Source organism: Rhizobium sp. MHM7A, from assembly GCF_005862215.1.
Classification (GTDB): domain Bacteria; phylum Pseudomonadota; class Alphaproteobacteria; order Rhizobiales; family Rhizobiaceae; genus Rhizobium; species Rhizobium bangladeshense.
In genome coordinates, this window is sequence record NZ_VCHT01000024.1 from 20,668 (window position 1) to 33,201 (window position 12,534).

15 protein-coding genes and 1 pseudogene are annotated in these 12,534 nt (G+C 58.2%); 3 read left to right on the forward strand and 13 right to left on the reverse strand.

Features of this window, described 5'->3' with window-relative positions; translation table 11 throughout:
• Window positions 1-13: 13 nt before the first annotated feature.
• The 8 genes and pseudogenes from FFR93_RS41760 to FFR93_RS41765 form a co-directional block, all read right to left on the reverse strand.
• A pseudogene (locus tag FFR93_RS41760) lies at window positions 14-180 on the reverse strand (DUF4158 domain-containing protein); the annotation flags it as partial.
• Window positions 181-601: 421 nt separating this feature from the next.
• Window positions 602-1,582 (reverse strand): IS5 family transposase, encoded by a 981-nt coding sequence (locus FFR93_RS37460; protein ID WP_018516653.1) that lies wholly within the window; start codon window positions 1,580-1,582, stop codon window positions 602-604.
• A gap of 166 nt (window positions 1,583-1,748) precedes the next feature.
• Complete coding sequence (locus FFR93_RS37465) at window positions 1,749-2,093, reverse strand: hypothetical protein (RefSeq protein ID WP_138396872.1); 345 nt, start codon at window positions 2,091-2,093, stop codon at window positions 1,749-1,751.
• 49 nt (window positions 2,094-2,142) lie between these two features.
• The gene (locus FFR93_RS37470) at window positions 2,143-2,433 is read right to left on the reverse strand and encodes a helix-turn-helix domain-containing protein (RefSeq protein WP_011654142.1); all 291 of its coding nucleotides are present in this window, start codon (window positions 2,431-2,433) and stop codon (window positions 2,143-2,145) included.
• Window positions 2,434-2,503: 70 nt separating this feature from the next.
• On the reverse strand, window positions 2,504-3,376 hold the full coding sequence (locus FFR93_RS37475; protein WP_131706131.1) for a glycine betaine ABC transporter substrate-binding protein: 873 nt from the start codon (window positions 3,374-3,376) through the stop codon (window positions 2,504-2,506).
• Between the two features lie 64 nt (window positions 3,377-3,440).
• Entirely contained in the window at window positions 3,441-4,322 is an 882-nt protein-coding gene (locus tag FFR93_RS37480) for a proline/glycine betaine ABC transporter permease (protein WP_138396874.1), read from the reverse strand.
• A 22-nt stretch (window positions 4,323-4,344) separates the two neighbouring features.
• Window positions 4,345-5,577, reverse strand: coding sequence for a glycine betaine/L-proline ABC transporter ATP-binding protein ProV (gene proV, locus FFR93_RS37485; RefSeq protein WP_138396875.1), 1,233 nt, complete (start codon window positions 5,575-5,577; stop codon window positions 4,345-4,347).
• Between the two features lie 293 nt (window positions 5,578-5,870).
• Entirely contained in the window at window positions 5,871-6,062 is a 192-nt protein-coding gene (locus FFR93_RS41765; RefSeq protein ID WP_245275163.1) for a putative metallopeptidase, read from the reverse strand.
• 246 nt (window positions 6,063-6,308) lie between these two features.
• Here FFR93_RS41765 and FFR93_RS41770 point away from each other — a divergent pair, with 246 nt between their 5' ends.
• Window positions 6,309-6,569 carry a hypothetical protein gene (locus FFR93_RS41770; protein ID WP_222059451.1) on the forward strand — a complete coding sequence of 87 codons (261 nt, stop codon included), beginning with the start codon at window positions 6,309-6,311 and terminating at the stop codon, window positions 6,567-6,569.
• 373 nt (window positions 6,570-6,942) lie between these two features.
• On the opposite strand, the gene FFR93_RS37500 is transcribed toward FFR93_RS41770, so the two are convergent.
• Together FFR93_RS37500 and FFR93_RS37505 are read right to left on the reverse strand one after the other, a co-directional pair.
• Window positions 6,943-7,854, reverse strand: coding sequence for a GSU2403 family nucleotidyltransferase fold protein (locus tag FFR93_RS37500; protein WP_077988025.1), 912 nt, complete (start codon window positions 7,852-7,854; stop codon window positions 6,943-6,945).
• Entirely contained in the window at window positions 7,851-8,657 is an 807-nt protein-coding gene (locus FFR93_RS37505) for a hypothetical protein (RefSeq protein ID WP_246661406.1), read from the reverse strand. Before FFR93_RS37505 ends, FFR93_RS37500 begins: the two co-directional genes overlap by 4 nt.
• Before the next feature lie 500 nt (window positions 8,658-9,157).
• Between FFR93_RS37505 and FFR93_RS37510 the strand changes: the two genes are divergently transcribed.
• Complete coding sequence (locus FFR93_RS37510) at window positions 9,158-9,382, forward strand: cold-shock protein (RefSeq protein WP_245315061.1); 225 nt, start codon at window positions 9,158-9,160, stop codon at window positions 9,380-9,382.
• Window positions 9,321-10,385 (forward strand): DNA polymerase IV, encoded by a 1,065-nt coding sequence (gene dinB / locus FFR93_RS37515; protein WP_138396877.1) that lies wholly within the window; start codon window positions 9,321-9,323, stop codon window positions 10,383-10,385. Before FFR93_RS37510 ends, dinB begins: the two co-directional genes overlap by 62 nt.
• Before the next feature lie 363 nt (window positions 10,386-10,748).
• Here the strand turns inward: dinB and FFR93_RS37520 are convergent, their stop codons facing one another.
• From FFR93_RS37520 to FFR93_RS37530, 3 genes are all read right to left on the reverse strand, one after another.
• Window positions 10,749-10,895, reverse strand: a complete 147-nt coding sequence (locus tag FFR93_RS37520; protein WP_138396878.1) for a DUF1127 domain-containing protein — start codon at window positions 10,893-10,895, stop codon at window positions 10,749-10,751.
• A 171-nt stretch (window positions 10,896-11,066) separates the two neighbouring features.
• On the reverse strand, window positions 11,067-12,047 hold the full coding sequence (locus FFR93_RS37525; RefSeq protein WP_138396879.1) for a 3'-5' exonuclease: 981 nt from the start codon (window positions 12,045-12,047) through the stop codon (window positions 11,067-11,069).
• A 245-nt stretch (window positions 12,048-12,292) separates the two neighbouring features.
• Window positions 12,293-12,487 carry a hypothetical protein gene (locus FFR93_RS37530; RefSeq protein ID WP_138396880.1) on the reverse strand — a complete coding sequence of 65 codons (195 nt, stop codon included), beginning with the start codon at window positions 12,485-12,487 and terminating at the stop codon, window positions 12,293-12,295.
• Between the last annotated feature and the right edge of the window lie 47 nt (window positions 12,488-12,534).

The window sequence follows — 12,534 nt, forward strand, 5'->3', positions numbered from 1 at the left end:
GGCACCGTCAGGTTAACCGGCCCGGGTATCGCGTTAAACATAGCTGAATGGCAAGCCGAGCCGATTATGATCACGCCTCCGCAGTTCGATCTCCAGTCGATCCGACAGTGAAAACGAATAGTGTCGGATGAGGCTGTCTTCTCGACTGTTATAACGAAAAACTTCCGTGGATCCGCGCACGTTTCCCCAGGGATGAGATAACCCCAGCGCGGACCAAAAAGCTACCCGCATAAGCGGAAAGCGAACAGCAAACGATCAGGACAACCATGACATCTCACCTCGCAAGACAGAAGCATGCTGAGGAAAGACTAGGCGCAGCCCTTCAACAAATGAACGACGCCATCCGCGACGTACACAAATCCGGTATTGATGTCGATATCAGCACCCTCACCATGCACACGCCGCGTGGCCCGATGGTTCAAGTCGACCTAAAGGCGTTCCGCGCATGTGGAGCCCCGCCAGTGTTGCGGTTGGTGGAAGAATAAATGCGGTGACATCGGGCATTTGTCACCGTGCCGCAATATCACGTGCCTGGGCTCCCACCAACAGCACTGTTGCATGGATCAGACTTTGGACAAGGCAACCCTATCCACTGCATTTTTCATGCAACGCGCTCGAACTTGGGCCGGCCAAGTTCTGTCATCCTGTTAAGAACACGGACGCCAATCTTCGCTTCAGTCTTCTGATTGTCAAAATTTCGGGCTTTGAGTTTGGGCCCGATCACAGCCTTCCGTCGACCCATCTGGGTCTCAGCGCGACCGCGCTTGTTGTAGCCGGTGGATTTCTGCCATGCCATCCGCCCTTTGGTCTGGATTTCTGCAATATGGCGATCGCGGACAGATGGAACCAGCACCGATTGAGGGCTGGCAACGGCAGTCTTGGGAGGTGGGATAATGACCTCCACGATCTCACCAAAGCGTGTCGCCAGAAGATCTCGGGTTGGCGTTCCATCATAGGCGCCGTCGGCAATGAACTTCTCGACGGGGCCACCGATCTGGTCCAGAAGTCCTAGTAACGCTGTCGGATCGCCGACATCATCCGCGGTCAGATCGGAACAAACAATCTCACCACTGACAAGATTGAGACCAAGGTGCAGTTTGCGCCATCTTTTGCGTTTGGCCTTGGTTTTGTGCTTGTTTTCCAGCCACTCGCCCTCGCCGAAGACCTTCAAGCCGCTGCTGTCGACAACCAGATGGACCGGACCTGATGTTGCGGGTCGGGACTTTGTCGACGGCAACGCCAGCCCTTTGCTCCGGCGAGACAGGGTGGAGAAGTCAGGCACGGCAATATCGAACCCCATCAGCGCCGCGACACTGCGCATCAAGCCTTGGGTCTGGCGTAGCGCCAGCCCGTAGACGACGCGCAGGGTCAAGCACAACGTAATCGCCAGATCCGAGTATTTCGGCTGACCACCCCGCGATGTCCGCCTCCGCGCCGTCCATAAAGACAGGGCCTCATCCTTCACCCAGATGGTCAAATCACCACGTTGACGCAGGCTTTCAATATATGCCGGCCAATTCGTCACTTGATATTTCTGCTTGGCAATCTTGTCCCGCCGATCGGCATCGAACGTGTGCGGCATCGTCGAAATCCGGATCAGGAGACTGAAAACAACCGCTCAATATCAGTCGCCGGGTGATCCACGCAACAACGCCACGAGGAAGGGGGCTGGCCGAAGACGAACAGGCCGGCATCTGCGATCCACGCTGATGCCGGCCGAGATGGGCGGAACTTGGCAGGGGAAAAAGCTATCCGTGGATATAGGCAACGGACAACGGTCCGAGCTCCGCCGAGATCTGTCGCCACCTCGCCGGCTGCGCGCCGGTGCGGGAAATCATCGCTTCGATCAAGCCGGTCGATACCGCATGCTTCAGTTTGGGGTCACCGCTTCGCATGCCGAGCTCGATCAGCTCGAATACCCTCTGGCGGTCTTCAAGCGATGAAAAACGCTCGGCGATCAGCCATCCCATATCCGAATAGAGGGCGTGCATGGCGGAGAGATCGATCGGCTGGCCGGTTGTCGATCCTGCTTCCAGGGCCGGCGCCCCAGGTATGCTCTGCGTCAGTTCGGATGTGATTGTGCTGGTATCCATCGATGTCGTTCCTTGTCCTGCTGAAATCGTTTGGCGCGACCGTTGGCCGTCAGTCCGGACGAAAGGCAGAAGCGTTGTCACTGGTGATCCAGGTTGGCCCTTCGCCACGTCCGCTGACGAGCCACGCCAGGCTGACCCCGAGCGCTTCGGCAATCATCACGAGGCGGTCGGGGAAGGGAGCGTCACGATCGTTTTCCCAGTCGATCCAGGTGCCTGCCGCGATGCCGATTGCGAGGGCGGCGGCTTCGACCGACAGGCCGTTCGCGTCGCGCGCCAGCGATATCCGGCCGCCGATGGTGTCGTCAGTCGTGTAGAACGTGTCCGGGCTGTCGATATACAACTGTCGCTCCTGCTCGATCTTGCGAAGATGCTCACCAGCACGATGGCGCTGGGGAGCATGATGTCGGAGATCAGCCTTCCTCGCCGATCCAGCTCTTCACCTGGTCGGGGTGGTCGGCAATGTACTTGTCGACTGCGTCATCATAGGAGCTCTGCTGCGCGGTAAACATCGCCGCTTCCAGATCGGGAATCGGCAGCTTCATGCGCGACAGGAAGTCGGCAACCTTGGGATATTCCGACTTGAAGTCCTTGCGCGCCAGAATGTCGACGTGCTCGGCTTCACCCAGCGACTTTTTCGGGTCGTCGAGGTAGCGCAGCTGGTGCTTGCCGAACATCCAGTGCGGGCTCCAGGCGGTGGCCACGAACCACTTTTCGCCGCGCACGGCGCGATCGACGGTGGTCAGCATGCCGGCTTCGCTGGAGATCTGCAGCTTGTAGCTGCCCAGCCCGTAATCCTTCTCGGCCTTCTCCGACAGGCGCGTTAGGCCGGCGCCGGGGTCGATGCCCTGGATGGTGCCGGAGAGCTTCTTCTGGACGTCTTCCTTCTTGAGATCCTCGATCGAGCCGATCTGGTCTGCGGGAATGTAGTCCGGGACGACCCAGCCGAGCTTGGCGCCGTCATAGACGGTGCCGAGCGTCTCGACCTTCTCCTTGACCTTGGCATAATAGTCCGCATGGGTCTGCGGCAGCCAGGCCATCATCATCGCATCGAGATCGCCGCGGCCTACACCCTGGTAGAGCGGCGCCACGTCTGCCTGCACAAGCTCGACCTTCTGGTTGAGCTTGGTCTCGATCAGCCTGGCAGCGAGCTTAGTGACGAATTCGGCGTCGGACCATGCGGCCCAGCCGATCTTCACCGGCTTGGCATCCGCAGCCATGGTCGCTGTGACGGTGCCAACGAGAAGGGCGGCGGCGAGGCCGAGGGTTGCGAGTGTTTTGAACACATGTGCTCCTTTTGTGAAGGTTCGCATTAGACGGGTCGTTGCCCGCATTGGTCTGACGCGGGGGTCAGGCGGTAGCGGTCGCCAGTTCCTCGCGCTCGGTCTTGCGGAACAGTCCCAGCCAGAAGGCGGCGCGGGGTTTTCCGAGGCTCTGGGTGATCCGGTCGAGAATGACGGCCAGGATGACAACGGCGATACCGCCTTCGAAGCCGGTGCCGACATCGAGACGCTGGATGCCCGTCAGTACCGTGTTGCCGATGCCACCGGCACCGATCATCGAGGCGATCACCACCATCGACAGCGACAACATGATCGTCTGGTTGATGCCGGCCATGATCGAGGGCAGGGCATTCGGCAACTGCACCTTGAAGAGCAACTGCGTAGCGGTGCAGCCGAAGGCATTGCCGGCCTCGATGAATTCGCCATCCACCTGGCGGATGCCGAGATTGGTGAGGCGGGCCACCGGTGGCATCGAGAAGATCACCGTGGCGATCGCGCCGGGTACGGCACCGAGGCCGAAGAACATCGCGGCCGGGATCAGGTAGACGAAGGCCGGCATGGTCTGCATCAGGTCCAGAACAGGGCGCACGAAGGCGGCGACGGAATCCTTGCGCGCCATGGAGATGCCGAGCGGCAGGCCGACCAGCATGGCGATCAGCGTCGAGGCGATCACCAGCGATAGTGTCTCCATCATCAGGCCCCAGAGGGCGATGTGATTGACGAGCAGCAGGCCGAGCGCGGTGAACACCGCAAAGCCGATGCCGACACGCCAGAGCGACAGGATCACGAAGATCGCGATGCCGACAGGCATGGGGATAGCCAGCAGGGCATTCTGGATGCCATCCGTGACGAAGCCGATGGTCGCGGCGATGGCGTCCAGCAGCGGTGAGAAATTGTCGAGGACGTAATTGACGGCAGCGTCGATGCCGTTTCCGATATCGAAGTTCATAGTATATCCGATGTGTTTGGGGTCAGCTGGCGCGATCGAGCGTTTCGAGCAGCGCCGACTTGCTGATGGAGCCGATATAGCGGTTGCGATCGCAGACGACGGGTACCGGCCATGGGCTAGCGGCGACCTTGCCGAGCACGTTCGACAAAGGCTCGGAAGCCGGAATGGCCTGGATCTCGGTCAGGAAAGCGCCGCGATAGGGGTCGGCTGCCTTGGCCCGCATCTTCTCGATCAGCGAAGTTTGGCTGATCATGCCGTGATAGGTCTTGTCGCGGCCGAGGATGATCGCGTATTCACGATCGTAGTTCTTCATTCGCTCGAGCGCTGCGGCAGCGGACACGCCTTCGCGCTCGATGATCGTCACCTGCGACTTGCGGGCAACATCGCCGGCCTTGAAGACATGGGCGACATCGACATTGCGGAAGAACGAGCGAACATAGTCGTTGGCCGGCTGGGTGACGATTTCGTCGGGCGTGCCGACCTGCACGACATTGCCGTTCTGCATGATGCAGATCCGGTCGCCGATGCGCATCGCCTCGTCGAGATCGTGGCTGACGAAAACGATGGTGCGGCTGTGTTCCGACTGCAGGCGAACCAGTTCGTCCTGCATTTCCGTGCGGATCAGCGGGTCGAGGGCCGAGAAGGCTTCGTCCATCAGCAGGATCGTCGGCTCGCTGGCCAGTGCGCGGGCAAGGCCGACGCGCTGCTTCATGCCACCGGAGAGCTGGTCCGGGCGGCTGTCGGCATAGCCATCGAGGCCGACGGCCTTCAGCGCCGCCAGTGCCTTCTGCGTGCGGCCGGCCTCGCCGACACCGGCGACTTCGAGACCGAAGGCGGCGTTGTTGAGGACCGTGCGGTTCGGCAGCAGTGCAACGGATTGGAAGACCATGCTGATGTCGCGGCGGCGAAGCGCGATCAGCTCGCTGCGCGACATGCCGGTGATGTCGCGGCCATCGATCTCGATCGATCCGGAACTCGGTTCGATCAGTCGGTTGAGAAGGCGCAGCAGCGTTGATTTGCCGGAGCCCGACAGGCCCATGATCACGAATATCTCGCCGGCACGAATATCGAAACTGGCGTCGTTGACGCCGATCGAGCAGCCCGTTGCTGCATGAATTTCAGACTTGGTCTTTCCGGCCCGCAGTAGTGCGAAGGCTTTTTTCGGATGCTCGCCGAAGACTTTGTAGATGTTCTTGAGGCTGATCTTGGTCGTTGCCGATTGTGTCGGCGCGTCTTTTTCAGTTGCAGAATTCATATAATTTGGGCGCCGAGCTCAAGAGGCTAGGCATTCTCCTTTTTTAGCCGATGCTTGTCGAGACGACAGTATTTTCTGTGCATTTCCAAGTGTCGGTTGTGTTTTCAATGTAGAAAAGCGCTATTGATTTAATCACGTATCTGGCCATCCAAGTATGGCTCTGCCATAATGGCAATCATCGACAGTAACGTCTGCGTTCGGCGCTTCATATTCCATTCGAAACCAGCGCTTCGGCGGAGGCGTTGAACGTTATGTAGGTGGATATACGCTCGATGTCCATAAAAAAATGAAATTTATTGCCAGCGGGTCATCGTAATGGCGCAAAAATAGGCTGTTTTGGGCTTCTGCGACCCTGGCGTTGTGCGCGGCTTCGGGTGAATCCGACGCTTGCGGAACTTCGGGGCTCCGAAGTCGTCGAGCTCCTGCGCGCAGTGCGATAGCTCATGCTCCATGAGGGCGCGGGCCTGAGCGTCGCTTGCAGACATCCAGAAGTTGGCATCGATCGTGATTATGAAATCAGGGGCCGACCCGAACACAGCGACGACGCCTTCAAGCGCAACCTAGTCCGTCAGGGCCCTGGCCAGATCTGCAGCGCGAACTGGTCGGGCACGGGCGCGACGCCGAAGGACCTCGTAGTAAGGTTTCACAACGATATAGAAGGTGAAGCTTCCTTCACCTTCTCCATTTCCCTGCGCTCGCCTTTTGCTGTCTTTCGTTATCTTGGAGCATTGATGCGATCCAACCCCAATGCCTTCAGGCTCCAGACGGAGGAGGCCCTTCGGCGGGCGACCGACACATCGATTATCAAAGTCACTCGGGGACGATCGCACAACTGCTTTGCCGCCACAGTCTACCGTGGCTCGGCTTATTGCGTCCCAGAGAGGGGCGCCGAAAACACCAAACAAGTCTTTTCGATCCTCGCCCAGCTTGTTGCGCTCAGCGTTACCCCGGGGACGCTGCCGGTTACAAGTGACGTGCGCCTGATCCAGTAAGTGGTATGTTTAGGTGCGCCTTTCGCGATGCTTTGTGACAAGTCGCAACAGTCGGAATACTCGCATAGGCCAGCGGAGCAGCGACCATATTGACTACCGACTACGGTGCCTCCGTTCAAAGACGCGCCTACCCTGGCGCGGTCGATCCAAGATTGCGTTAAACCATTGCGCCAGTGGAAGCAGCTCGGGCAACTGATGCTTTCTTGCTTGATGGAGTCGCGCGGTAGCCGCACATATAATGGCACTTGCCTCGTCGTCTTGGCCGTGTTCGGCCATTTGTGGTGCGGAAAAATCCTGCGCTTTCTGGCCGCGTTGGCCGGAGGGCGATGATGCTCGACGTCGAGTTCACCGCCTGCGGCCCGCGCTCCGAGCATCACTTGAACGCAATACCAAGCGCGCTTAAAAACTCGAGCATGATGTCATTGACGGCACGCTGGCGCAAAATCCGGGCTTCTCTGATTTCCGTGTCGTCTGCAGCACCTTCAATTTCGAACTGCGCCACGGCAACGTTGCCTTCGCGCAGGTAGCCTTCGTCTGGCGCCGGATCACAAAAGCGGGTGAGCAAAAGCGTCAGGGCACGTTCGATGACCTCCCGATCGTTGCCTTTCAGAGCCTCTTGGAATTTGGCGATTGCGCCGGCGAGCCCGCCTTCTCCGTGTTCGAGGCAGTAGACGAGATCGTGCGCATCTTTGCGCTCACGCCGGTGATCAAAGGCAAACGCCTTGAGGCATGTGAATGCCACGATATCGGCGTAGGGGATGGATTCTGTCGAGCGGCCTTTTTCACCCAACAGATCAGCGGTGACTTCCATCCGATCGTGGTGCCCGAACACGAGCGACGCGTGAGGGATATTCACCGCAGAAACATTTCCTTCCGTCGGCAGTTCCTGCAATGCGCCACCCCGGAGCTTCGGATCGTCTGCCAAGAACTCCAGAATGACGAGAATGCCGTGCTCGGTCATGGTCTGCCAACGCCAGTTGACCTTATTGCCCTTGTCATTTTGCGCACGCTCGAAACCCATTTTTTTGAGGTTCTGCTCGAGCGTCCGGTATGCCTCTGTGTCGGCGAGGATCGACAGATCGACGACAACATCGATATCACCGGTTCCTGCATGAGGCGGGACGTCAGGCGGCCTCTTGGTGACGATGTAGCGCGGTGCAAGCCCACCGACCAGAAAGACGGAATCACGCCAGGGGCCGAGGCCGCTGAAGAGCGTAACCAGGACGCGCTCGCAGTCGCGGGTAACATCGGCACTGTATTCAGTCAGTATCTGGGGCTTTGTCATTCGGGTACCGCGAGTTTTGTCAGCCGAAGATGGTCGGCCAGTTCCTTTGAGCGACCGCTGTCAAGCTGCAGGAGATCGAGGTAGGTTTGAAGTGGATCTGTGACCCAGACATGACCGACCCGTTGGCGAAACAGAAAGTCGTGGCGTGGATTAGAGTCTATAACTCCCAGATTCCAGCCCTCTTTGACAGCCTTTGCTCCCAGTTTTCGAAGAAGGCTTTCGCCGCCATGATCGATGCGGCAATGGATTTGGGATATCTTCGAGAGGTGCGGTGCATGGATCTGCCCGGCCATGAGCCCGGAAATTTCGTAGCGAACTCCCGTCTCATCGCAGATGCGGTCAATCTCACGGATCGCCTCATCGATATTGGTCATCCGCATATAGTACGAGCGGAGCGGCTTCGGCTTGATCGAAGCGACATAGGAAGACCACTCGTCAAGCAGCGCGCGGGGATTGGAGAGTATCCTTTCCTTCGATGGACCGGCACCCTTGGAGCTCACCCATTCGCGGCGCTCTAGTTCGATAAGAACCTGGGATGCAGTTGTGGGAGATACGGATGCCCGCTCGGCCAGTTCATGCACACCGAACCATTGGTCCTTAAATGTCCAGACGGCATGGAGGGCCTTTGCGCGACTTCCAACGAACAGATTGTTGAGCGATCGAGCCTGCTGCTTCGAGGCTGGCTTTTCGACGAGAACAAAGAGATTGTCGGCCGAAAGATAGAGACTGCCGCTACGATCGAAATAACCGATCTTCTCCTCGCGCAGGAGTGCGCGTGCGCCTGGGGAAATGGTATCGGCCATCAATAGGGGGAGAACTCTGGAATTGCATGGCGGCATGGCGGCAATGTATTTCTTCAGCTGCCAGATTGCTTCCCTGACGTCTCTTGGAAAAGCTGATCTTTTGACCTCGACAACAAGTTTGAGAGGCGCATCAAAAAATCGCGCATCTATAAGGAAATCTGCGTGAGAGTTTCCCATCTGCGACTCAGACATGGGCTCGGACGTGATTTCCCCGCCTGCCTCCGTGAGGCTGGCCGTCAACTCACTCAACATATCGAAGGCTACGGACTCTTCCATAGATATTCCCTGCGCAGCAAATATAACTCTTATGCCGCATATCCGCGGAAATGTCTATATGTACTGCGCAGCAAACAAACGCAAACTGCTATGCAAAGCTTCGTCCCGCGCGGCAAAAGAGTCCGCGCCTTCTCATAGACGAGGTTCATCCGTTGATTGGCAATTGCTCCCGCTTAGGTTCGTTTCGCGCGTGAACATGCCGCAAAGACTGAAGAGGAACTGAGATGGCGACCGGTACTGTCAAATTTTTCAACGGTGATAAGGGATTTGGCCTCATTACCCCAGAGAATGGTGGAACGGACGTGTTCGTTCACGTGTCCGCTTTGCAGCAAGGCGGTTCGCTCAGAGAAGGTGACAAGGTCAGCTTCGAGGTAAACGCCAACGCCGATCCGCAAAATCGTCCATGTGGACATGGATGCCTTTTACGCGTCGGTCGAGCAGCGCGATAACCCGGAACTTCGTGGTAAGCCACTCGCCGTCGGCGGATCCGCAGCACGCGGCGTGGTGGCCGCCGCAAGCTATGAGGCGCGTGCCTTTGGTGTCCATTCGGCCATGCCGTCGGTCACCGCAAAACGGAAATGCCCGGAGCTGATTTTCGTGCCGCCGCGCGTCGACGTCTATAAGGCGGTTTCCCAGCAAATCCGCGAAATCTTCGCCGAATATACGCCGCTGATCGAGCCGCTATCGCTGGACGAAGCCTATCTGGATGTGACGGAAAATCTGAAGGGCATGGAAATCGCCACCGAGATTGCGCTGGAGATCCGTGCGAAGATCAAGCAGGTCACCGGGCTCAACGCTTCGGCCGGCATCTCCTACAACAAGTTCCTCGCGAAAATGGCCAGCGACTTGAACAAACCCAATGGCCAGGCCGTCATCACACCGAAGAGCGGACCAGGCTTTGTCGAAGCCTTGCCCGTCAAGAAATTCCATGGCGTCGGGCCGGCGACGGCTGAGCGCATGCGCAAATACGGGATCGAAACCGGGCTCGATTTGAAATCGAAGTCGCTCGCCTTCCTGCAGGAGCATTTTGGAAAGTCCGGTGCTTATTTTTATGGCATCGCGCGGGGCATCGATGAGCGCCAGGTCCGGCCTGACCGCATCCGAAAATCCGTCGGCACCGAGGATACGTTCGTCGAGGATATCGACAATCTCGACCTGGCCAAAGCCGAGCTCCGACCGTTGGCCGAGAAGGCCTGGCGGTATTGCGGGGCCTATGACATCACGGGAAAGACGATCACCGTCAAAATCAAATACTCGGATTTCAGTCAGGCGACACGCAGCAGGACCGTGTCCGGAGCCGTTTCCGACGTCGACCAGATGCTGGAGATTGCAGAGACCCTGCTCGCCTCGGTGTTCCCGTTCAAACGTCCGGTGCGGCTCTTAGGGATCACCCTGTCATCGCTCAACACCGAAGAAAGCGGGCAAGAACCGCAACTCGATCTGGGACTTTGATCCCGCCGAGCCTGAAAACGAAAAAGCCTGCCGCGGGAGGAGGTGCGGCAGGCTTTTCGAAAAGAACCGAACAGCGACTGGGAGGAGGAGTGTCGCTGTTCCTACAGACGTCCCTGGGAGGAGGAGTGGGCCGTCTGAAATTCGAAGCTCTGCGGGAGGAGGTGCATCGCTTCGATGAAAACCAGGATACCCATTCTCGCCGCACATTAAATAGACTTTGCTGCAGTGCAGCTATGCGGAAAATGCACGGCCTCTTCCTGACCAAAGAAATCTCCAGCTCAGGGCTTAGTGGCAGGCCAGACACAAAAACGCCCGCGTCATCAGCGGGCGTAGCGTCAATCAGGTTGGCTTGGAAACAACCGCTTAGCGAGCGACCGACTGGCGAGCAAGGCTGTGGATGTCGGCGCGATCGATACCGAGGTCCTGCAGTTCGCGCGAGCTCATGCGGCCGAGTTCGGTGACGGTCTGACGATACTTGCGCCAGTTATTGAAAGAGCGTGCTACGTTCATGATGATCCCCTTTCGTGAGGTCTCTTGACGCCAGCAACCATGCTTCGGTTCCAACGTCGTTTCGATGATTGGCATATAGGCCCTTGCCCGCCCGTCGATAAGGCACAAGGTCTCAGGTCGGCCATGCGCTCAAAGCATGGGGACGATCAGAAGATGGGCTGAAGGGAGCGATCAGGCCCGGAACCGGTCGAAGGCAGTGAGGCGTTTGATTGGTGGATCGGCGTCTGGATAGCGGTAGATTTCGGTTCTGAGATAGCGGAGCTCATCATCGAGCGCTTCTTCCCCAACCTCGATCCACCAGGATTTGGGACGGCCGTCGCTTGCGTCGGACCAGCGATAGCCTCGCGCCTTCAGGTCGTCCTTCATGTCGAAGGGGCTGTTCTCCGCAAAGATCCGCACACGTGACCTCTGGCTTGCTTCATAGAGCTCGGCGAAAGCGGTGGAAGCCGGTCCGTCGATTTCTCGAGCCAGGACCTCCAGAAGTGCAAAGCAATCGTCGACCGCACGATGACCCTCATGAAAATATCCTGCTTGCCCGATCAGATATCCGAGCTTGGTGCCTTCATATCCCCGCAACGACCAGTCGATCTCGGAGTTTGAGCAAGCCCAAGCCTTGCCGGAAAACAGATGAGAAAACACCTCGCAGAATGGGCGGTCGAAACTGGCATTGTGGGCGATCAGCAGATCGGCCGGCCCAATCAGCGCCTGCAACGCCGCCGTGTCAATTGACTGCCCGGCCACCATACCATCTGTGATCCCGGTGAGCCTGGTGATCTCAGTGGGAATCGAAACGCTCGGCTGTTGAAGCCCACCATAGATGCCAGTCACGTCACCAATGCTTCCTGTCGCATCGAAGGTGAAAGCGATCGCGCCAATCTCGATGATCTCATCCTTGCGAGCGTTGAGCCCCGTGGTCTCGGTGTCGAGAATGATGCCCTTGAGGGGGTACGCTGGCCGGGCGATGGGAGCGATTGCGCGCGGCATAAGTTTCTGCAGGATCCGATATCGACCTGTCTCCGACAGATGTCGGACCATGTCCTCTTCAGTCATGGTGATGGCATGCTTGTCGGGTTTGACAGAGTTGGAGGAGCCACGCGTGACCACATGGTCGCGCGGAGCTTGCTCCGAAAACATGTCAAACTGTTCTGCCATTCCTGTTGTCAAAGCCCCGCCGCCAATTTTCCTACTTCAAAACACGGCACGATCGGCAGATCAACCTTGTTGGTTGGGGGGTGCAATTTCAGCCAACCTCGCGAGCAAGGTTTACAATCTCGCAGTTCACGCAGCTACCGCTCTTGGGTTGTTGATCGCAAGCACCCTCAGCCTGCGTTCCAACGCGCGGTCACCAGATTGCCGATGGGCCAGAAGCGAACGAACGTCTGCGGCGGCTATCAGCCTCAGGGTAGAATTCCGCGCGCCAACGCAATGGATTCGGTGGTTTCGGCGACCTTGAACGGGCCGTTGCAAAGGCTCACCATGGTGCTTTCCCCCGATTTCGTATAGCAGAGCTTGGATGACAGCTGGGGCGGCGCAATCGTCGGACCGCCTGGCGCTGGTACCCCTCCGGAAAGTGAGAAGCGCGCATCAACCATCCAACCTCCTGACGCTCTTTGACGCCATCGATAGAATTTGCAATCAT